Source organism: Streptomyces ureilyticus, assembly GCF_011045025.1.
Lineage (GTDB): Bacteria > Actinomycetota > Actinomycetes > Streptomycetales > Streptomycetaceae > Streptomyces > Streptomyces ureilyticus.
In genome coordinates this window covers 16,874-36,680 of sequence record NZ_JAAKZX010000026.1, presented here as the reverse complement: position 1 = coordinate 36,680, position 19,807 = coordinate 16,874, and the positions used below count along the sequence as shown (strand labels likewise).

The 19,807-nt window shown below is 69.6% G+C and carries 20 protein-coding genes; 8 read left to right on the top strand and 12 right to left on the bottom strand.

Annotated features, from left to right (window positions below; translation table 11 throughout):
- Positions 1-31 precede the first annotated feature (31 nt).
- The 3 genes from G6048_RS11345 to G6048_RS11335 all read right to left on the bottom strand — a co-directional run bounded on the left by G6048_RS11345 (position 32) and on the right by G6048_RS11335 (position 2,431).
- Positions 32-859 (bottom strand): pectate lyase, encoded by an 828-nt coding sequence (locus G6048_RS11345; RefSeq protein WP_165339358.1) that lies wholly within the window; start codon positions 857-859, stop codon positions 32-34.
- Positions 860-1,013: 154 nt separating this feature from the next.
- A complete protein-coding gene (locus tag G6048_RS11340; RefSeq protein ID WP_165339357.1) occupies positions 1,014-1,868 on the bottom strand; it encodes a hypothetical protein in 855 nt (284 codons plus the stop codon).
- Complete coding sequence (locus tag G6048_RS11335; protein ID WP_165339356.1) at positions 1,865-2,431, bottom strand: SigE family RNA polymerase sigma factor; 567 nt, start codon at positions 2,429-2,431, stop codon at positions 1,865-1,867. Before G6048_RS11335 ends, G6048_RS11340 begins: the two co-directional genes overlap by 4 nt.
- Before the next feature lie 276 nt (positions 2,432-2,707).
- Here G6048_RS11335 and G6048_RS11330 point away from each other — a divergent pair, with 276 nt between their 5' ends.
- Positions 2,708-4,156, top strand: a complete 1,449-nt coding sequence (locus tag G6048_RS11330) for an NCS2 family permease (protein WP_165339355.1) — start codon at positions 2,708-2,710, stop codon at positions 4,154-4,156.
- A 73-nt stretch (positions 4,157-4,229) separates the two neighbouring features.
- Here G6048_RS11330 and G6048_RS11325 read toward each other — a convergent pair whose 3' ends face one another.
- From G6048_RS11325 to G6048_RS11300, 6 genes are all read right to left on the bottom strand, one after another.
- On the bottom strand, positions 4,230-5,687 hold the full coding sequence (locus G6048_RS11325; protein ID WP_165339389.1) for a peptidoglycan D,D-transpeptidase FtsI family protein: 1,458 nt from the start codon (positions 5,685-5,687) through the stop codon (positions 4,230-4,232).
- Positions 5,688-5,772: 85 nt separating this feature from the next.
- Positions 5,773-6,435 carry a response regulator transcription factor gene (locus tag G6048_RS11320; protein ID WP_165339354.1) on the bottom strand — a complete coding sequence of 221 codons (663 nt, stop codon included), beginning with the start codon at positions 6,433-6,435 and terminating at the stop codon, positions 5,773-5,775.
- Positions 6,432-7,703 (bottom strand): sensor histidine kinase, encoded by a 1,272-nt coding sequence (locus tag G6048_RS11315; RefSeq protein WP_328825743.1) that lies wholly within the window; start codon positions 7,701-7,703, stop codon positions 6,432-6,434. The genes G6048_RS11320 and G6048_RS11315 overlap by 4 nt, the downstream gene beginning before the upstream one ends.
- Positions 7,700-8,695: a hypothetical protein gene (locus G6048_RS11310; protein WP_165339353.1), complete on the bottom strand. Its 996-nt coding sequence runs from the start codon at positions 8,693-8,695 to the stop codon at positions 7,700-7,702. The genes G6048_RS11315 and G6048_RS11310 overlap by 4 nt, the downstream gene beginning before the upstream one ends.
- A gap of 79 nt (positions 8,696-8,774) precedes the next feature.
- Positions 8,775-9,248 carry a GNAT family N-acetyltransferase gene (locus G6048_RS11305; RefSeq protein WP_165339352.1) on the bottom strand — a complete coding sequence of 158 codons (474 nt, stop codon included), beginning with the start codon at positions 9,246-9,248 and terminating at the stop codon, positions 8,775-8,777.
- 1 nt (position 9,249) lies between these two features.
- Complete coding sequence (locus G6048_RS11300; protein WP_033317827.1) at positions 9,250-10,023, bottom strand: IclR family transcriptional regulator; 774 nt, start codon at positions 10,021-10,023, stop codon at positions 9,250-9,252.
- Positions 10,024-10,175: 152 nt separating this feature from the next.
- Here G6048_RS11300 and G6048_RS11295 point away from each other — a divergent pair, with 152 nt between their 5' ends.
- The 7 genes from G6048_RS11295 to thpD all read left to right on the top strand — a co-directional run bounded on the left by G6048_RS11295 (position 10,176) and on the right by thpD (position 16,865).
- Positions 10,176-11,705 carry an aldehyde dehydrogenase (NADP(+)) gene (locus tag G6048_RS11295; protein ID WP_165339351.1) on the top strand — a complete coding sequence of 510 codons (1,530 nt, stop codon included), beginning with the start codon at positions 10,176-10,178 and terminating at the stop codon, positions 11,703-11,705.
- Between the two features lie 235 nt (positions 11,706-11,940).
- Positions 11,941-12,549, top strand: coding sequence for a DUF1349 domain-containing protein (locus G6048_RS11290; RefSeq protein WP_165339350.1), 609 nt, complete (start codon positions 11,941-11,943; stop codon positions 12,547-12,549).
- 61 nt (positions 12,550-12,610) lie between these two features.
- The gene (locus G6048_RS11285; protein WP_235989609.1) at positions 12,611-13,159 is read left to right on the top strand and encodes a DinB family protein; all 549 of its coding nucleotides are present in this window, start codon (positions 12,611-12,613) and stop codon (positions 13,157-13,159) included.
- A gap of 326 nt (positions 13,160-13,485) precedes the next feature.
- Positions 13,486-14,067, top strand: a complete 582-nt coding sequence (ectA, locus tag G6048_RS11280; protein WP_165339348.1) for a diaminobutyrate acetyltransferase — start codon at positions 13,486-13,488, stop codon at positions 14,065-14,067.
- Between the two features lie 195 nt (positions 14,068-14,262).
- Complete coding sequence (gene ectB / locus G6048_RS11275) at positions 14,263-15,534, top strand: diaminobutyrate--2-oxoglutarate transaminase (protein ID WP_165339347.1); 1,272 nt, start codon at positions 14,263-14,265, stop codon at positions 15,532-15,534.
- Between the two features lie 39 nt (positions 15,535-15,573).
- Positions 15,574-15,972, top strand: a complete 399-nt coding sequence (locus tag G6048_RS11270) for an ectoine synthase (RefSeq protein WP_033317823.1) — start codon at positions 15,574-15,576, stop codon at positions 15,970-15,972.
- A 5-nt stretch (positions 15,973-15,977) separates the two neighbouring features.
- Positions 15,978-16,865 carry an ectoine hydroxylase gene (gene thpD / locus G6048_RS11265; RefSeq protein WP_165339346.1) on the top strand — a complete coding sequence of 296 codons (888 nt, stop codon included), beginning with the start codon at positions 15,978-15,980 and terminating at the stop codon, positions 16,863-16,865.
- A 93-nt stretch (positions 16,866-16,958) separates the two neighbouring features.
- Here the strand turns inward: thpD and G6048_RS11260 are convergent, their stop codons facing one another.
- The 3 genes from G6048_RS11260 to G6048_RS11250 are packed head-to-tail and all read right to left on the bottom strand — an operon-like array spanning position 16,959 to position 19,738.
- Positions 16,959-17,975, bottom strand: coding sequence for a maleylpyruvate isomerase family mycothiol-dependent enzyme (locus G6048_RS11260; RefSeq protein WP_165339345.1), 1,017 nt, complete (start codon positions 17,973-17,975; stop codon positions 16,959-16,961).
- A gap of 51 nt (positions 17,976-18,026) precedes the next feature.
- Positions 18,027-18,629: an RNA polymerase sigma factor gene (locus G6048_RS11255; protein ID WP_206341463.1), complete on the bottom strand. Its 603-nt coding sequence runs from the start codon at positions 18,627-18,629 to the stop codon at positions 18,027-18,029.
- Positions 18,630-18,685: 56 nt separating this feature from the next.
- Entirely contained in the window at positions 18,686-19,738 is a 1,053-nt protein-coding gene (locus G6048_RS11250) for an aminotransferase class V-fold PLP-dependent enzyme (RefSeq protein WP_165339343.1), read from the bottom strand.
- Positions 19,739-19,807 lie beyond the last annotated feature (69 nt).

Below are 19,807 nucleotides of genomic sequence, written 5' to 3'. Positions count from 1 at the left end.
GGCCAGCAGATCTGTGCGGTCCGCGGAGGACCTACTTGTACGTGATGTCGGACGGCTTGTAGTTGCAGTGCGTGCCGTCGGCGTCCGAGCCCGCCTCCTCCGGCTCGTCACCGCTGTCGTTGCCCTTGTACTTCTGGCACGGCACGATCTCCTTGCCGCCGTCGCCGGTGATGGTCACCTTGCGCAGGGCCGCGGAGTCGCCGTAGTTGCTGTTGATGCCGGCCAGACGTCCGCCCGGAGCCGTCACCTCCAGGCCGTTGAAGATCACGCTGCGCTTGTACTGCGTCGAGCAGTTGCCGCAGGAGCGGTAGAGGGTCTTGAAGTCCTCCGCCACGAAGTTCGACACGACGAGCTTGCCGCCGCCGTTGTGCTGGAGGACCTTGTCCTCGGCGTGCTTCGCACCGCCGCCCTTGATGGTGAAGGTGGCCGATTCGCCGCCCCGGAAGGTGGCGGCGTCCTCGCCGACGTCCTCCCACCACACGTTCTGCAGCGTGCAGGTGCCCTTGCAGTGGACGCCGTCGGCGCCGGGCTTGCCGATGACGACGTTCTTCAGCGTCGCGCCGTCCGCGAGCTCGAAGATCGGGTCTCCGCCCTCTTCCTGACCGTCACCGGCCAGGTCGCCGCTGCCGTAGAAGCGCTTCATGCCGCCGTCCCGGACGCCTTCCACCGGGATCGTCTTGGAGACCGCCTCGCTGCCGTCGGGGGTCGGCCACTGGGCCGCGGCGTTGGCCGACGACATCATCGTGGTGGTGAAGACGGCGGCTCCGGTCAGGCCTAACGCGGACAGGCTGCCGACGATGGCCTGTGTCCGGTTGAGCTTGCGGCGGTGGCGGGCGCGCTGCTGTGTTTCTGAACTCATGTCCCGTTTCCTTGAGTGGGGGGAGAGACCTTGCGTCTCCCTGGTTGCCACCCGGAAGGAGCGGGTTGCCGCCCCTCGGAAATTTTTTGCGGCCGCCGCTCGTTATGAGCCTTCCGCGCCGCCGGTCATGAGCCGTCAGTCACCAGCAAGCCGGTCATGAGTCGCCGTCGTCGTCCTGGCCCTCGAAGTCGCCCCGCACGCCCACCTGTTGGCCGTCGGCCTTCGCGGTGGCCGCGTAACGGTCGTCGCCGGCGTCCCGGCCGCCGCGGTCATGGTCGTACTGCCCGGCGAACACGAACTCACCGGCCGGGACCGTACGGCCCTCCTTGAGCTCCCAGGTGTAGACGATGAAGCCGTCCCGCTCGCCGACCGTGTGCTCGAAGTCCACCTCGGGCAGCGAGCGCCAGGCGCCCGTCGAGGTCACCCCGCCGGTCTGCTTGATGCGCAACTCGACCATCAGTGAGGTGAGTTGCTTGTCCGACTTCACGGTCACATTGCTCTGCGCCCAGAAGTCGTTGCTGTGCGGATCGACCGAGCCGTCCGACCACAGCGGGCCCTCCTCGGTGCCGGCGTCCGCGGGCGGAGTGACGGCAGGGGGCAGCTCGGGCGGTTTGACCGGCGGCGACTCGGGCGCGGTCGGCTTCTCGGGACGCGGGGAACTCGTCGGGTCCGGCGGGATCTCACCGCGGCGGGACTCCTCCGGCGACGGGTCGGGTGTCGGCGTGACCGCGACGGTCTGCTGGGCCTTGTCGTCCTCCTTCAGCGCGGACGCCGCGGCGTAGCCGCCCACCGCGAGGACACCCGCGACCGCGGCCGTGGCGCCGACGACCCGCGCCCAGCCGAGCAGCGGGCGCCTCGGTGCGGGGCGCCGGGAGACCTCGGAGTCGGCCAGGCCGCGCTCGATGCGGGCCAGGATGCGCGCACGGTCGGGCTCATGAGCGCCGGCCGCCTCATGCAGCCGGGCGCGCACGGCGTCGTCCGTGGCACGTGTATCGCGCTGCCCGGTCACGGGTTCCTCCCTCCGGCCCCACCGGTACGCAGCACCGCCGCGTGCACCCGGCTCGGGCCGTCCGCACTGCCCAGCAACCGCTGCAACTCGGCCATCCCCTTCGACGTCTGGCTCTTCACCGTACCGACCGAGATGCCAAGAGCGAGCGCGGTGTCCTTCTCCGAGAGGTCGAAAGCATGACGTAGCACCACACATGCCCGCTTGCGGAACGGCAGACTGCGCAGCGCCCCCTGGACATCGACCATGGCCGGCACGTCCGGGTTCTCGCTGCTCTCGTCGCGCTGCGACCAGAACAGCGTGACGCGTCTGCGCTCCCGCACCGCGCTGCGGATCCGGCTGCGCGCAAGATTGGCGACCACCCCGCGCGCGTACGCCACCGGATGGTCCGCCGCCCGCACCCGGTCCCAGCGGTGCCACATGGCGAGCAGCGCGTCCGCCGCCAGGTCGTCGGCGGCGTCCGACTCACCGGTCAACAGATGGGCCAGCCGCGCCAGTTCGGCATAGTGCCGCTCGAAGAAGTCGTGGAACTCCACAGAGGCTGCGTCGTCGACGACCGTGCCCACGGGCGACCTCTCCCCTGCTGAATCCGGACAGTACGGTTGACCTGCGTGCGTCGTGCCTGCGTAGTGCGTATACGGACCCCGTGTGCCACCCGTGAAGGAATGGTGCACCTGTGGGGTGAGATTCGAGAGAGTAGCAGGCGCCCGTACAGGACTTCGAAGGTCGTGCGGTAGGCCGAACCCCATTCCGTAACACGGCGAAAACCGAAAGCGGATCAACACCAGGAACAATCCAGCCAGCATCCGCGCACTTAGCACGCAGCAACGAGGAGCATCCGCATGTCCGGAGCACAGAAGGTGACCGACCGGCCGAGTGCCGCACCACCCCCGGCGAACAGCGTCGACCGGTTCTTCAAGATCTCCGTCAGGGGATCCACCTTCGCCCGGGAGATCCGCGGCGGTTTCGCCACGTTCTTCACGATGGCGTACATCCTTGTCCTGAACCCCATCATCCTGGGCAGCGCCGAGGACAAGTTCGGGCAGCGGCTCGACAGCGTCCAACTCGTCACCGCCACCGCCCTGGTGGCCGCGGTGATGACCATCATCATGGGCGTCGGCGGCAATCTGCCGCTCGCGCTCGCCGCCGGGCTCGGCCTCAACGCCGTCGTCGCCTTCCAGATAGCCCCGCTGATGAGCTGGGCCGACGCGATGGGCCTGATCGTCCTCGAGGGGCTGCTGATCTGTGTGCTGGTGGTGACGGGCCTGCGCGAGGCCGTCATGCACGCGATACCTCAGCCCATGAAGCAGGCGATCAGCGTCGGCATCGGCCTGTTCATCGCGCTCATCGGCTTCGTCGACGCCGGGTTCGTCACCCGGATCCCGGACGCGGCCAACTCCACGGTGCCCGTGCAGTTGGGCGCCACCGGCTCGCTGACCGGCTGGCCGATGCTCGTCTTCTGCCTCGGGGTGCTGCTGACCATCGGGCTGCTCGCCCGCAAGGTCAAGGGCGCCATCCTGATCAGCATCGTCGCCATGACGATCCTCGCGATCGTCATCAACTCGGCGGCCGACATCAAGAGTTGGGGCCTGACCACACCCTCCTGGCCGGACAAGGTGGTCGACACCCCGGACTTCGGCCTGATCGGCGACTTCAGCCTGTTCGGCGCCTTCGGCGAGGCCGGCGCGATCACCGTCGTCCTGCTGGTCTTCACGCTGATCCTGTCGGACTTCTTCGACACCATGGGCACGGTCGTCGGCGTCAGCGCCGAGGCCGGGCTGCTGGACGAGGACGGCAAGGTGCCCAACCTCGGTCGCGTGCTGCTGATCGACGGCGCCGCCGCGGTCGCGGGCGGCGCCGCCTCCGCCTCCTCCTCGACCTCGTACATCGAGTCGGCGGCGGGCGTCGGCGAGGGCGCGCGCACGGGCTTCGCCAACCTGGTCACCGGCGGACTGTTCGCCCTGGCCCTCTTCATGACCCCGCTGCTGACCATCGTCCCGCTCCAGGCCGCGGCCCCCGCCCTCGTCGCGGTCGGCTTCCTGATGATGACTCAGGTCAAGCACATCGACTGGGACAAGTACGAGATAGCCATCCCCGCGTTCCTGACGATCGCCGTGATGCCCTTCACGTATTCGATCACCAACGGCATCGGGGCGGGCTTCGTCGCGTACGTCCTCATCAAGTCGGTGCTCGGCAAGGCGCGCGAGGTCCACTGGCTGCTGTGGGGCGCGTCGGCACTGTTCCTGGTGTACTTCGCGATCGACCCGATCGAGCAGATGCTGGGCGTCTAAGGCGCTTGAGGCCGTGACGTGCGAAGGCCCCGGCCCGGAGGATTCAACGGGCCGGGGCCTTCCTCCAGATCACTCAGTTCTGCTGGAGCGCCGCCTCCATCATGGCCTTCGCGACCGGCGCGGCCAGCCCGTTACCGCTGACCTCCGAGCGCGCCGCATCCGACTGCTCGATGATCACAGCGACGGCGACCTCCTTACCCGTGGAGTCGTCCTTCGCGTACGACGTGAACCAGGCATACGGCGTCTGGCTGTTGTTCTCGCCATGCTGGGCCGTACCCGTCTTGCCGCCCACGGTCGCGCCGTCGATCTGCGCGTTCGTACCCGTGCCGTCGTCGACGACCGTCTGCATCGCGGACTGCAACTGCTCGGCCGTGGACGAGCTGACGATCTCCTTGGTGTCCGTGTTGTCGTCGTAGTTCTCCAGCACGTCGCCGCCCGCATCGCTGATCTGCGACACCATGTGCGGCGAGACCAGCTCACCGCCGTTCGCAATGGCCGCCGACACCATGGCCATCTGCAACGGCGTCGCCTGGACGTCGAACTGCCCGATGCCCGACAGTGCCGTCTGCGCCTTGTCCATGCCGGACGGAAAGACGCTCTCGTACGCCCGCACCGGGACGTCCTGCTCCCCGTCGTTGAAGCCGAACTTCTCCGCCATCTCCTTGACCTTGTCCTGGCCCAGGTCGACGGCCATCTTCCCGAAGACGTTGTTGCACGAGTACTGCAGAGCGACCCGGATCGTGGCGTCCTCACAGGGCGCCGACGGATTCTCGTTGCCCAGCACGCGGGTCGTGCCCGGCAGCGGGTACGGGTCCGGGCTCTCCGTCTTCTCGTCCACCGACGAGTACAGCCCGTCCTCCAGCGCGGCAGCCGCCACGACCAGCTTGAACGTCGAGCCCGGCGGCAGCGGCTGGCGCAGCGCCCGGTTCGTCATCGGCTTGTCCGGATCCTTCGTCAGCTTCTCCCAGGCGGCCGAGTCGTCGGAGCCGCTGATCTCGGACGGGTCGTACGAAGGGGTCGACACGACACCGAGGATCTTGCCGTTCGCCGGGTCGATGGCGACGGCCGCACCCTTCGTGTCACCCAGCGCCTCATACGCGGCCCGCTGCACATCCGGGTCGATCGTCGTGACCACGTCACCCGGGTCGGCACGTTTGCCGGTGACCGTGTCCATAGGGTTCTTGAGCCGGTTGTCGGTGCCGTCGAGCAGGTCCTGGTAGACGCCCTCCAACTGCGTCGCCCCGTACACCTGCGAGCTGTAGCCCGTGACCGCCGAGTACAGCGCGCCGTCCTTGTACGTCCGCTGGTACTTGAGGTCGCTGCCGGTCGTCTCCGCGGACCCGGTGATCGCCTCGCCGGCCACGATGATGTTCCCGAGCGGGTACGCGTACTGCTCGATCACGTTCCGCCGGTTTTCCTTGTTCTCCGCGAGCGCCTTGCCGTCGTAGAACTGCACCCAGGTCGCCCTGACCAGCAGGGCGAGCACGAGCAGCAGCGTGAAGACGGAAGCCCGTCTGATCGTCTTGTTCATCGCGCTATAGAGGACGACGGAGGGCAAGCGAAACGTTCCCTTCCATCCCGGTTTCTCATGGGACCCTCATCAACCCGGCGAGGCGCTACGCCCAGCCCTTGAGGAAGCCGGCCTCGTAAGCCGCGATCACAGCCTGCGTACGATCCCTGGCCCCCGTCTTCGCCAGAACGGCCGCCACATGCGACTTCACCGTCGCGGCCCCCACACCCATGCGCCCCGCGATCTCCCCATTGGTCAGCCCACCGGCCATCAGCCTCAGCACCTCCCCCTCGCGGACCGTGAGCCTCGCGACCCAGGGCGGCGGCGCCGTCTTCGCGCGCGCATGCTCCATCGCAAGCGCCCGCACCGCCGCCGGGAACAACAACGTGTCGCTGCGCGCGACCAGCCGTACCGCCTGCACCAGCGCATCCGCCTCCGCCCGCTTGAGCAGAAATCCCGAGGCGCCCGCGCGCAGCGCCTCGTACACATAGGCGTCGTTCTCGAAGGTCGTCACGACGACGACGCGCGGCGGCGCGTCGAGCGTGCCGAGGATCTGCTCGGTGGCGCGGATGCCGCCGACCTCGGGCATGCGTACGTCCATGAGGACCACGTCGGGCCTGAGCTCCCGTACGACGGACACCGCCTCCGCGCCGGTCGCGGCCTCGCCCACGACCTCCAGGTCCGGTTCGGCGGCGAGGATCGCGCGGAGCGCGGTACGGACCATGCGCTCATCGTCGGCGAGGACGACGCGGATCGTGGGGCTGGTCATGCGGGTCCCTCGCTTGTCGTGGCTCTCTCGACGGGCAGTCGTACGTGCAGACGCCAGACCCCGTCCACCGCTCCCGTCCCGGTCGTGCCGCCCAGTAGCCGCGCCCGGTCGGCGATACCGCGCAGGCCGTGGCCGCCGCCGGGGCGGGGAGCAGCGGTCCTCGGCACCGCGTTCTCCAGCGTGATCTCCAGTTCCTTGCCGGTCACCTCGATCCGCAGGGTCACCGTGACCTGGTCGCCCGCGTGCTTGAGGGCGTTGCTCAGCCCTTCCTGCACGATGCGGTACGCCTCCCGCGACACGAGTGGCGGCAGGGCTGTGGCGTCCACTGCCACGGTGGCCGTCACGCGGAGACCGCCCGCCCGGGTGCGGCGCAGCAGGCCGTCGAGTTCGGCGAGGGTGGGTGCCGGGGATGTGCCGGCTCCCTCGCACTCCCTCAACACGCCGAGTACGGCGTCGAGTTCGCCCACCGTACGGCGCGTGGTGTCCTCGATCGCGGCCAGCGCCTCGCGGACGAACTCCGGGTCGCTGTCCAGCACCCGGCGGGCCGCGCTCGCCTGGAGCGTGACGGCGCTCAGGGCGTGACCGACGGAGTCGTGGAGCTCGCGCGCGAGCCGGTTGCGTACGGCGAGATCGGCGGCGCGGGCCTCGGCGGCGGCGAGCCGGTCCTCGGGCGTGGGCCCGAGGAGCTCGGGCGCCCAGCGGGCGAGCAGCGTACCGGCGCCCGCCGCGCATCCGGCGAGGGCGAGCAGGCAGGCGACGCCCGCGACCGGCGAGAGCACCAACACCCAGGTGTGGTCGAAGAGTTCGGGCAGCCCGGAGTCGCGCAGCCCTGCGAAGACGGGCAGCATGATCAGCACCGCCGCGAAGGGCGGCACCGCGAGAGACATCCCGGCGATGACTCCGCCGAAGGCGAGATGCAGCGTGAACCACGCCGCCGTACGCCCCTTCGCCGCCCGCGTCCGCGCGGGTCCGTCGGCGAGCCGGTCGCCGTCGACGCCGCACAGCGCCCGGGCCGCCGCCACGGACATCGGCCGGGTCAGCGGGAACAGGGAGGTGATCGCGGCGAGGGGCAACCCGACGGCGAACGCGGAGAGTTGGGAGTCCAGCGGCCCGGTCCCGTTCCGCGGACCGAAAGCGAGGCTCATGACGACGTCGCCGACAAGGACGTATGGCATGGCGAGGGCGCCGCCCAGGATCAGATGGATCCACCGCCGACGCGTTCGCCGTCCGAACAGGACCCGGAGCAGGGCCCGGGCGAAGTCGCTCACGCCGGCCGTCGCGCGGCGCCGGACCGCCCCGCCAGGAAGTGCACGCCTACCGAGACCACGAGCATGCCCACGACCATCTGCCCAGCGTAGGTGAGGTTCATCAGCACCGTCGGCTGCTCGGTGATGTCGTCCACACCGGTGAGTGAGACCAGCGACAGCCACACACCCCAGCAAGCCATGGCACCCGAGCCGATCCAGGCGAGGGCCAGCGGCACCTTCACAGAAAGCACGCGGCCCCGCCGGAAGGCAAGCAGCCAGGCGCCCGTGACAGCCGCGGCGAGGAAGCCGAAGTACAGCGCTTCCAGCAGGTGGAAGTCGCCCGTGCGATCGGAGATCCGGCCTTCGCTGAGCCCGGCGGTGGCGCCGCATGTCCACGCCAGATGCATGCCGGCGGGGAACAGGGCGACGACAGCGGAGGCCACGGCGAGGACACGCGGCGCCCTACGCCCCGGACCGTCCGGCCACGTCCGCCACACGTGGCCCCACCGATCCCGCGCGTACAGCACGAAGAGCGCACCGAGCGCGAGCCCCTGCACGATGAACCCCGTGTAGACGACCCCGAAGACCCACGCGTCGAGAAAGGGCTCCCTCTCCGTTCGTACGTCCCCGCTCCCGCCGAACGCCGTGACCAGGAGCTGCAAGGGAAACCCCGCCACGATGGGAGCGAGCAGCCCACTGGCCACCCATGTCGGCCCCACCAGCAGCCAGGCGGGCACCCGCCGCCCCCACGGCCGGGTGAGCAGCAGCGCGAGCACGATGACGGCCCCGTCCATGACGACGGTGACGCTGTTGGCGACGGCCATCGTGCCCCGGTGCTCCAGCAGGGAACTGCCCTCGGGAATCCCGGCCCGGCTTCCCGCGATCCACGCCACCTTGAGGCTCAGATACGGCAGACAGGACGCGATGGCGATGGCCCGCAACGCACGACGGGTCCGGCTGAGGGGCACCCAGGCTGGGGCCCCGGACCGTACCGAGGCGGAAGTCTGTGTCATACCGACCACACTCCCGGCCGGGACCGCCGGAGCCCTCCTGCCGGACGCCGATCCGCCTCCGCCGCGCGGGGGAGAAGGGTCAGCCGTCCAGGGTGAGGACGACCTCGTCGATCTCCGCCCCGCGGGCGTTCGCGTAGCCCCTGTCCTGCGCGGTCACGCGGAAGCCGCACTTTTCCAGGACGCGGCGCGAAGCGGCGTTGTCCGCGGCGGCGCGGGCGTACAGCGGGCGTTCGGGGACCTCGTCGAGCAGGGCCCGCAGGGCGCGTGTGGCGATGCCTCGGCCCCAGTACGCGCGGTCGATCCAGTACGTCACCTCGCGCTCGCCCGGGTCGCCGTACACCGCCGCGCTGCCCACGACGTCGCCGTCGGCGAGGACCGTGCGATTGACCACGCCCGGCGTGGCACGGATCCGCTTCCAGTGGGCGTCGAAGGCATCCCAGTCGGCCGGGTCCTTGGCCGTGAACGCGGCCATCTCGATCGCTTCCGGGTCATTCATCTGCCGGAAGAACACCGGCAGATCACTGTCGTGGATCTCACGCAGGACCACATTCATGTCAGAGCCTCCGAGTTGCGAGCGTCAGTCGGTCGCGGGCGTCGAACAGGGCGTCCTTCACCATCTGCTCGTGCGCGGGCGTCAGCCGCGCCACGGGTACGGAGCAGCTGATGGCGTCACGCGCGGGCGTACGGTACGGAATCGCGACCCCGAAGCAGCGCAGCCCCAGCGTGTTCTCCTCGCGGTCCACCGCGAAGCCCTGCTCCCGCACCTGGTGCAGCTCCTCGATGAGCTTCTCCCGGTCGGTGATCGTGTGCTCGGTCAGCGCGGGGAGGGTCTCCGGCAGCAGCTTGCGTACCTGCTCGTCCGTGTGCGTGGCCAGCAGCGCCTTGCCGAGCGAGGTGGAATGGGCGGGCAGCCGGCGGCCCACGCGCGTGAAGGGGCGGAGATAGTGCTGGGACTGGCGGGTCGCGAGATACACCACATTCGTGCCGTCCAGCCGCGCCAGGTGGATCGTCTCCGTAGTGTCGTCGGAGAGCCGGTCGAGAGTCGGTCTGGCCACGGCCACCACCTCGTCGCCGTCGATGTACGACGTCCCGACGAGGAGGGCGCGCACCCCGATGCCGTACCGCGTGCCCGTCGCGTCCGTCTCGACCCAGCCGAGCTCGACGAGCGTACGGAGCAACATATACAAACTGGACTTGGGGTAACCTACGGCCTCCTGTACGGCGGCCAGGGAATGCATTCCGGGCCGGCCTGCGAAGAACTCGAGCAGTTCCACAGTCCGCACCGCGGACTTGACCTGCGCCCCGCCGCCTGTCTCGCCAGCCGACATCGCCCTTGACCCCTTCGTTCGACGGGAAATAGTCTCCGAGACATATTCACCATCAGAGACAGTGTTCAACATATCGAACGCCCTGGTGAGTGACACAAGAACTGCGGCATCACATAAGAACTGCGGCATCACATCTTCTGGAGGAACCCGCGGTGGCAGCAGCACCAGTCTGGAGTGTCGACCCCCGAACCGGGAAGCAGCGTGAACAGGTTGCGGTGGAAGCCACAGCCCAGGAGGTGGACACGGCGGTCCGCGCGGCTCACGCCGCCCGGGGAGCCCTTGCCGACCGCACGGTCCGCTCGGCCTTCCTGCGCAGCGCCGCGGAGCTGCTCGAAGGCGCCAAGGACCACCTCGTGGAGGCCGCGGACGCGGAGACCGCGCTCGGCCCGGTCCGGCTCACCGGTGAACTCGCCCGTACCTGCTACCAGTTGCGGGCCTTCGCGGACATCGTCGACGAGGGCGCGTTCCTCGACGTCGTGATCAACCACCCCGACGCCACCGCGACCCCGCCGATCCCGGACCTGCGCCGCTACAAGGTGCCGCTGGGTGTCGTCGCCGTCTACTCGGCCTCGAACTTCCCCTTCGCCTTCTCGGTCGCGGGCGGCGACACCGCGAGCGCGCTCGCCGCGGGCTGCCCGGTCGTCGTCAAGGCGCACCCCGACCACCCGGCGCTGTCCGAGTTCGTGGCGGCGACGCTGCGGCGGGCCGCCGAACAGCACGACATCCCTAAGGGCGTCGTCGGGCTCGTGCACGGCTTCGAGGCGGGAGTCGAGCTGGTCAAGCATCCGCTGGTGTCGGCAGCAGGCTTCACCGGTTCCGTACGCGGCGGTCGTGCCCTCTTCGACGCTGCTGCCGCCCGGCCCGTGCCGATCCCGTTCCACGGCGAGCTGGGGTCGCTGAACCCCGTCGTCATCACCGAGGCCGCCGCCGCCGAGCGGGCCGAGGCGATCGGTACGGGGCTCGCGGGCTCCATGACGCTGGGCGTCGGCCAGTTCTGTGTGAAGCCGGGGCTCGTTCTCGCGCCGACGGGTGCGGCGGGGGACCGGCTGGTCAAGTCCCTCACCGACGCGGTCAGCGACACCGACGCGGGCGTGCTGCTGGACCACCGGATGCGCGACAACTTCGTCGCCGGGGTGGCCGAGCGGGCCGAACTTCCGGACGTGGACGCTCCGGTGACGCCGGGTGCGGGGAGCGAGCACACGGTGAGCCCTGGGTTCCTGACCGTGCCGGCGGGCAGGCTTGCCGCCGAGGGGGAGCATGATCTGCTCCTGGAGGAGTGCTTCGGGCCGATCACCGTTGTCGCTCGGTACGAGGACGACTCCGAGGCAGGCGCCGTCCTCTCCCGGCTGCCCGGCAACCTCACCGCGACCGTGCATCTCTCTGCCGAGGAGGCTGCGGGGGAGGGGCGCGGCGCGGAGCTCCTTGCCGAGCTGACGCCGCTTGCGGGGCGTGTGCTCGTCAATGGCTGGCCCACCGGTGTCGCTGTGGCTCCGGCCCAGCATCACGGGGGTCCGTACCCCGCGACGACGTCGACGTCCACGTCCGTGGGGGGTACGGCTATTGAGCGGTGGCTGCGGCCGGTTGCGTATCAGGGCGCGCCTGAGGCGCTGCTGCCCGCCGAGTTGCGGGATGACAACCCGTTGGGGCTGCCGCGGCGGTTCAACGGCCGGCTCGAGCGCTGAGAGCCCCACGGGAAGCGCCGTAGGGGTGCGGTTGGCTGCGGGCCGCGGGTAGTTCGTGGCTGGTCGCGCCCGCGGCGGAGCCGCAAATGTCACAGCCCCGCGCCCCTGAAGGGGCGCTGTTGTGGCCGCATGTTCTGACAGTGCCGCGCCCCTGACGGGACGCGGCACTGTGCCGCATGTCTCACAGCGCCCGCTCCCTGAGGGGGCGCTGTCGTGGAGCTGGGAGACTCTGCTCATGGATCTCGAAATACCCGAACTGCCTTTCCCCCTCCGCTCCTACGGCCCTGACGGGCACTGGTCGTACGAGGACGGGGTGCTCACCGGATGGGCGGGGGCCCGGCAGGATCGGTTTGTGCCGCCCACTGATGAGGCCCTGGATCCCGCTGCTGACGCGCCTCGGCTGTTGGGGGCGCCGGAGGGGGACTTCCAGCTGATCGCCCGCGTCACCGTCGGCTTTGCGGGAGCCTTTGACGCGGGTGTGCTGTACGTGCACGTGGCCGAGCGGGAGTGGGCCAAGCTCTGTCTGGAGAACTCGCCGGATGTGCCGACCGTGTGCACGGTGGTCACCCGTGGCCACTCCGACGACGCCAATTCCTGGCAGGTGGAGGGAAGTTCGGTCTGGCTGCGGATCAGCCGCACGGGCCGTGCCTTCGCCTTCCACGCCTCCAAGGACGGCAAGCGCTGGACCTTCGTGCGCCTGTTCACCCTGGCCGACGAGAAGGCCTCCGGAGCGGCCCTCGTCGGCTTTATGACGCAGTCGCCGATGGGGGAGGGGTGCGTGGTCACGTACGACGGAATCGAGTTCCTCCCGGACTGGCCGGCGGATCTGCGGGACGGTAGCTGATTCCTGACGGCGGGATTTCGCCTCTCCCGCATCGCCGGGCCCCCGTGCCATGCTGCCCGGCATGGCCACCGACACACACCAGACGCAGACCCTGCCCGACGGCCGTCCCGCCCCGCTCCTGACCGGGCCGGAGCGGCCCATGCTGGAGAGCTGGCTCGCCTTCCACCGGGCCACGCTGGAGCTCAAGTGTCGTGGGCTGGACGACAGTCAGGTACGGCTGGCCTCCGCCGAACCGTCCGAGCTGACCCTGCTCGGGCTGATCCAGCATCTCGCCGAGGTCGAACGGAACTGGTTCCAGCGAGTGTTCGCCGGGCTCGACGTGCCGGCCGTGTACGAGGACAAGGTCGGGAACGTGTCCGGCGGCTACGGCCTCGTACCGGAGCGTGGGCTTGACGAGGCGCTGGCGAACTGGCGGCGGGAGATCGCCCGGGGGCAGGAGCTGTGCGCGGGGCGGTCGCTGGACGACACCGGACGGATCGCTGACGGCTTCATGGCCGGGGTAGAGGTCAGCCTGCGCTGGGTCCTCATCCACATGATCGAGGAGTACGCACGGCACAACGGCCACGCGGACATTGTCCGGGAGCGTATCGACGGTGTCACCGGTGCGTAATCGAAGAATTCATTCCGCCTTTATTCTGCCGTCCACTCGATACTTGTTCGAGCGCAGCTTCCCGTATTCTTCTGCCCGCTTTCCCCGGTCCTAAACACTAAGATTTCGCGAACACCAACCTCGTAATTCGGTCAGGTCTCGTGGTCGTTACGTATATGTGACGCAATACACAGGGCGTCCGCTTCCTCCCGTATTTTCCGGGCAAATAGGGTGTTCTCGCCGCCTCGACATGCAGCGCCCGCGCACGCGCGATAACATAAGTACCGCGTGCACGTAACCCCATCCGGCGATGCAATTTCAACTTTCTCTCGGTAAATTCAATCCGCATGACCGCCGCACAAGCAGACCTGCAAGCGGAATTCTTGGAAATGCCAGAGGGCCTGCGGATCGACCGTCCGGAGGTGGCCGACGGGGCCGCCCTCTGGCGCATCGCCAAGGACTCCAGAACCCTCGACCTCAACTCCTCGTACAGCTACCTGCTGTGGTGCCGTGACTTCGCCGGTACCTCGGTGGTGGCGCGCGACAAGGAGGGGATGCCGGTCGGCTTCATCACCGGGTACGTCCGGCCCGAACAGCCGGGCACCCTGCTCGTCTGGCAGGTGGCCGTCGACACCGCGTACCGCGGGCGCGGGCTCGCCGCCGCCTTGCTGGACGGACTCACGGCACGAGTAGCCCACGACCGCGGCCTCGAAACCGTCGAGACCACGATCACCCCGGGCAACACGGCCTCCGAGCGTCTGTTCACCTCCTACGGCGCACGCCACGGAGCGGACGTCGAGCGTGAAGTGCTGTTCGACACGGCGCACTTCCCGGCGGACGGCCCGCACGACCCCGAGGTGCTGTACCGCATAGGACCGCTGAGCTTCCCACCGGCCGACCAGGCGCACAGATCCGGCCAGACCGACTGAGCGACCGACCAGCCGGCCGAGCGAACCGACCGGCCATGGTCGATCCGACCAGTAGATCCAGTAGATCCAGTAGATCCAGTAGATCCAGTAGATCCAGTAGATCCAGCAGACCAGCAGATACGGCAGATCAAGACGACCGGACCCGACCACCCGGTCGTATCCCCCAAGACTTCATCTCCCAGGAGGAGATTCGCTGTGAGCATCACCCAGCCCGACCTGAGCATCTTCCAGACCCTGGAGTCGGAGGTGCGCAGCTACTGCCGCGGCTGGCCCACCGTGTTCGACCGCGCGCAGGGCAGCCGCATGTACGACGAGGACGGCCACGAGTACCTCGACTTCTTCGCCGGTGCCGGGTCGCTCAACTACGGCCACAACAACGCCGTACTCAAACGCGCCCTCATCGACTACCTGGAGCGCGACGGCGTCACCCACGGCCTCGACATGTCGACGACCGCCAAACGCGCCTTCCTCGAGTCGTTCCAGAACATCGTGCTGCGCCCGCGCGACCTGCCGTACAAGGTCATGTTCCCGGGCCCGACCGGCACCAACGCCGTGGAGTCGGCGCTGAAGCTGGCGCGAAAAGTGAAGGGCCGGGAAGCGATCGTGTCGTTCACGAACGCCTTCCACGGGATGTCGCTCGGCTCCCTCGCCGTGACCGGCAACGCCTTCAAGCGGGCCGGAGCGGGCATCCCGCTGGTGCACGGCACGCCGATGCCGTTCGACAACTACTTCGACGGCCAGATCCCGGACTTCCTGTGGTTCGAGCGGCTCCTCGAGGACCAGGGCTCCGGCCTCAACCAGCCCGCCGCGGTGATCGTCGAGACCGTGCAGGGCGAGGGCGGCATCAACGTCGCGCGCCCCGAGTGGCTGCGTGCCCTCGCGGACCTGTGCGAGCGTCAGGACATGCTGCTCATCGTCGACGACATCCAGATGGGCTGCGGCCGCACCGGCGCGTTCTTCTCCTTCGAGGAGGCGGGCATCACGCCGGACATCGTGACCGTCTCGAAGTCCATCAGCGGCTACGGACTGCCCATGGCGCTGACCCTGTTCAAGCCCGAGCTGGACATCTGGGAGCCGGGCGAGCACAACGGCACGTTCCGCGGCAACAACCCGGCGTTCGTCACGGCCGCGGCGGCCCTTGAGACGTACTGGTCCGACGGGCCGGCCATGGAGAAGCAGACCAGGGCCCGCGGCGAGCAGATCGACGAGGTGCTGAAGGCGATCCGCGAGGAACACCCCGAGGCCAGCAAGGAATACCGCGGCCGCGGCCTGGTCTGGGGCATCGAGTTCCACGACAAGGAGCGCGCGGGCCGCATCGCCCAGCGGGCCTTCGAACTCGGCCTGCTCATCGAGACGTCGGGCCCGGAGAGCGAGGTCGTCAAGCTCCTCCCGGCGCTCACCATCACGCCCGACGAACTGGACGAGGGCCTGCGCACCCTCGCCCGCGCCGTACGCGAGACGGCGTAACCGCAACCGCGCGCAGCCTGAAGGAGGCACTGCACCACCGTGATTGTCCGTTCGTTCAAGGACCTCGAAGGCACCGACCGGCACGTCAAGTCCGCGTCGGGCACCTGGGAGAGCAAACGCATCGTCCTCGCCAAGGAGAAGGTCGGCTTCTCCCTGCACGAGACGATCCTGTACGCCGGTACGGAGACGTCGATGTGGTACGCCAACCACATCGAGGCCGTCGTCTGCGTGGAGGGCGAGGCCGAGCTCACCAACGACGAGACCGGGGAGAAGTTCACCATCACCCCCGGCACCATGTACCTCCTCGACGGCCACGAGAAGCACACGATGAAGATCAAGGAGGACTTCCGCTGCCTCTGCGTCTTCAATCCGCCGGTGACCGGACGGGAGGACCATGACGAGAACGGTGTCTACCCCCTGCTGACCGAGGAGGTCTGAGAACCATGACCACGCTCACCGACCTGTACCCGACCCGCGGCACCACCGAGGTGGCCGTACCGCGCCAGGACCCCGTGGTGTGGAGCGAGCCGGGCACATCCGGACCGATCGCGACGGCCGAGCTCCAGTCGTACGAGCGCGATGGCTTCCTCGCCATCGAGCAGCTCATCGGCGACGAGGAAGTGGCCGTCTACCGGGGCGAGTTGGAACGCCTGGTGAGCGACCCGGCGATCCGCGCCGACGAGCGCTCGATCGTCGAGCCCAAGACGCAGGAGATCCGCTCGGTCTTCGAAGTCCACAAGATCAGCGAGATCTTCGCGCGTCTCGTACGCGACGAGCGCGTCGTGGGCCGCGCCCGGCAGATACTCGGCTCGGACGTGTACGTCCACCAGTCGCGGATCAACGTCAAGCCCGGCTTCGGAGCGAGCGGCTTCTACTGGCACTCCGACTTCGAGACCTGGCACGCCGAGGATGGCCTGCCCAACATGCGCACCGTGTCCGTCTCGATCGCACTGACCGAGAACTACGACACCAACGGCGGCCTCATGATCATGCCGGGGTCCCACAAGACGTTCCTCGGCTGTGCGGGGGCGACGCCGAAGGACAACTACAAGAAGTCGCTGCAGATGCAGGACGCGGGCACGCCCTCCGACGAGGCGCTCACCAAGTTCGCCGAGGCGCACGGCATCAAGCTCTTCACGGGGCGGGCCGGCTCGGCGACCTGGTTCGACTGCAACTGCATGCACGGCTCCGGGGACAACATCACCCCGTTCCCGCGGTCGAACGTCTTCATCGTGTTCAACAGCGTGGAGAACGCGGCGGTGGATCCGTTCGCGGCACCGGTGCCGCGGCCGGACTTCATCGGGGCTCGGGACTTCACGCCGGTTAAGTGAGGCACGGGCAAGTGACGTACACGCAAGTGGCGTACGGCTGAAGTGATGTACGGATGATGGGCGGCACCCTGGTCGGGTGCCGCCCTCCTCCGTTTACAGCCAGGACAGCGCCGCCGCCCGCTCCAGTACGTTCCGTACGGCGTCCTCGTCGCCCGTCGCGCCCCTCGGGACCTCTTCGGGTGCGTACCGTCCGCCGACGAGCAGGCAGAAGTCGACGGGTTCCAGGGCGAGTTCGGCCCGCACCGGCTCGTCCTCGGAGCCGAGTACCCACTGGGCGTCCTTGCCTCCGGCCACCGCGAACAGCACCGGCGGCGCCGTGGACCCCAGCGCCAGGTCGAGGATGCGGACGGCGAGGCGGACCAGTTGCCAGAGGTGCTCCTCGGGCGGCGGCGGTACGGCGAGGCCGAGCGCGCGGCCGATGTCGTCCGTGTGGATCCACGCCTCGAAGCCCCGTACGAGGAAGTGGTCGGCGACGGGCAGCCGGATCCCCATCAACGTCGTGGCGTGCGCGGCACGTTCGGGGTCCCGGGCTTCGGGCGTGGCGAGCAGCGCGGCTGCCTGCGCGGCCCACGCGGTCACTGTCTCCTCGGGGCGGCGCTGCCGCTCGTACGCGATCACCTCGGCGGTACGCGCGTTCCAGGCCTCCTCCCATCCCGCTCCCTCCGGGACGGTCGACGCGGGCACGCGCAGGTCGAGGCCCAGGCGCAGGGCCAGCGGCTCGTCGGCGGCGAGGAGATGCGCGACCGTCGCGTGGGCGTCCCAGTCGTGCACGACCGGTGTGCCCCAGCGGCCGTCCAACTCCCGTACCAGCGCCTGGAGTCCGGCGACGGCGGCGGCGTACGGGGCCGCGTGCGCGGCGACCCTCGGCACGGCGGGCCGGGAGCGCAGCGCGAGGGCGAGTACGCCCCCCGACTCTCCCGAACCGTTGCTCATGGCCGTTCCCCGTGGCCCGTCCAGCAGCCGTACGGTCTCCCGCAGCCGCTCCGCCTCCGCCGCGCAGCTCTCGCATTCGGCGAGATGCGGCGGCACCGCCTGCTCCTCCTCCGGCCGCAACGCGCCGAAGGCCCAGGCCCCCAGCAGCTCACGTACAACGTCGTGATCAGTGGTCACCGCGCACCTCCCTTCGCAGCTTTCCGCCTGCTTCCCGGGCGCATGCATCCATCATGCGCCCCTTTCCAAGGCCGGATCCGGTGGGTCGGCCATGGACTCGGCCAGCTTGCGTAACGCGGAGCGCAGCCGGGTCTTGGCGGTGCCTTCCGGAATGCCGAGTTCGACGGCGGCCTGGCGGTAGGTGCGGCCCGCGAAATACGCGAGGTGCACCACCTCCCGCTGGGACTGCGGGAGTTCGGCGAGCGCGGAGTGCAGCAGGAGCGAGCGCTCGCGGTCGACGACCGTCTCGTCCGGGCCCGGCCCCGTGTCGGGGATCGCCTGCAGCGCCGAGTCGTCGGCACCGGCGGCCTTGCGGTGCCGGGCCTCGCTGCGCACCCAGTCCACGGCCCGCCGGTGCGCCAGCACGGACAGCCAGGTACGCAGCGAGCCACGGCGCGCGTCGAACCCGTACGGCCTGCTCCACAGCTGGGCGAAGACCTCCTGCGCCACATCCTCGGCGGCGGCCGGGCTGCGCGTCACCCGGACGGCGACCGCCCGGACGAGCCCGCTGTACGCGGCGTACGCCTCGGTCAGCGCGGACTCGTCGCCGTACACCAGCCGCCGCTGCAACTCCGCGTCGGCGGCCGGTTCGACGGACGTCCCCGTGGTCTCCAACGGCACCCACCCCCTGGTGCCCTTCCTAGCGTTCCCGCCGGGCCCGCGCCAGTGGTTCAGGCGGACAGGACGTCCAGCAGGCGGTCGACGTCGGCGGGCGTGTTGTAGAGGTGGAAGGAGGCACGCAGGTTGCCCGCGCGGTCGGAGACCTCGATCCCCGCCTTGCTCAACTCGGGCTGGCGGTGGCCGAGGCCGGGCACGGACACGATCGCCGAGCCGGGCGCGGGCAGGGCTTCGTGGCCGAGGCCGGTGAGCCCCGCCCGGAAGCGGTCGGCGAGGGCGAGGTCATGGGCGTGGATGGCGTCCACGCCGAGTTCCTCGACGAGTTCGAGGGAGCGGCGCAGCCCGGCGTAGCTGAAGAGAGCGGGGGGCAGATCGAACCGCCGGGCGGAGTGGGCGAGTTCGGTCACGGGGCCGTAGCAGCTGTCCCAGGGGTTCTCTCCGGCGACCCAGGCGGCCAGGATGGGCGTGAGCCCGCCGAAGTCCTCCGGCACGACGAGGAAGCCCGCGCCGTGCGGGCCGAGCAGCCACTTGTAGCAGACGGAGGCGGTGTAGTCGTACGCCTCGGCGTCCATCGGCAGCCAGCCGGCCGCCTGGGAGAAGTCGATGTACGTCCGGGCGCCGTGCTCCTGGGCCGCCTCGCGCAGCGCGGGCAGGTCGGCGATCCGGCCGTCGGCGGACTGCGCGGCGCTGACCGCGACGAGTGCGGTGCCGGGCCGGACGGACTCGGCGATCCGCTCCAGGGGCACGGCCCGCACCTTGAGGTCGGTGCGGACGTGGAAGGGGTTCACGACGGAGGCGAAGTCGTCCTCGGCGGTGAGGACTTCGGCGCCGGCGGGCAGCGAGGCGGCGACAAGACCGGTGTAGGCGGTGACCGAGGACCCGGCCGCAACCCGCCCGACCGGCACTCCGGCCAGCCGGGCGAAGGAGGCCCGGGCAGCCTCCACGTCGGCCCACAGCGGGCCCAGCGGACTGCCGTCGGCCCGGAGCGCCGCGGCCTCCTGAAGGGCGGCGACGGTACGGGTGGGCAGCAGCCCGCTGCTCGCGGTGTTCAGAAAGGTGTTCTTCGGGGCGAACTCGGCACGGACGAGGCTCTCGAAGGTCTCCATGGGACCACTGTGAGCCCTCGCCGTCCCCTGGTCCATTGCGATTCTTTACGTGATTCCGCTAAGGAACGC

Excerpts from the sequence above, each read along its gene's own strand:
- G6048_RS11345 (WP_165339358.1), bottom strand. The coding sequence starts at position 859 with ATGAGTTCAGAAACACAGCAGCGCGCCCGCCACCGCCGCAAGCTCAAC.
- G6048_RS11330 (WP_165339355.1), top strand. The coding sequence starts at position 2,708 with ATGTCCGGAGCACAGAAGGTGACCGACCGGCCGAGTGCCGCACCACCC.
- G6048_RS11325 (WP_165339389.1), bottom strand. The coding sequence starts at position 5,687 with ATGAACAAGACGATCAGACGGGCTTCCGTCTTCACGCTGCTGCTCGTG.
- G6048_RS11320 (WP_165339354.1), bottom strand. The coding sequence starts at position 6,435 with ATGACCAGCCCCACGATCCGCGTCGTCCTCGCCGACGATGAGCGCATG.
- G6048_RS11310 (WP_165339353.1), bottom strand. The coding sequence starts at position 8,695 with ATGACACAGACTTCCGCCTCGGTACGGTCCGGGGCCCCAGCCTGGGTG.
- G6048_RS11305 (WP_165339352.1), bottom strand. The coding sequence starts at position 9,248 with ATGAATGTGGTCCTGCGTGAGATCCACGACAGTGATCTGCCGGTGTTC.
- G6048_RS11300 (WP_033317827.1), bottom strand. The coding sequence starts at position 10,023 with ATGTCGGCTGGCGAGACAGGCGGCGGGGCGCAGGTCAAGTCCGCGGTG.
- G6048_RS11290 (WP_165339350.1), top strand. The coding sequence starts at position 11,941 with ATGGATCTCGAAATACCCGAACTGCCTTTCCCCCTCCGCTCCTACGGC.
- G6048_RS11285 (WP_235989609.1), top strand. The coding sequence starts at position 12,611 with ATGGCCACCGACACACACCAGACGCAGACCCTGCCCGACGGCCGTCCC.
- ectA (WP_165339348.1), top strand. The coding sequence starts at position 13,486 with ATGACCGCCGCACAAGCAGACCTGCAAGCGGAATTCTTGGAAATGCCA.
- thpD (WP_165339346.1), top strand. The coding sequence starts at position 15,978 with ATGACCACGCTCACCGACCTGTACCCGACCCGCGGCACCACCGAGGTG.
- G6048_RS11250 (WP_165339343.1), bottom strand. The coding sequence starts at position 19,738 with ATGGAGACCTTCGAGAGCCTCGTCCGTGCCGAGTTCGCCCCGAAGAAC.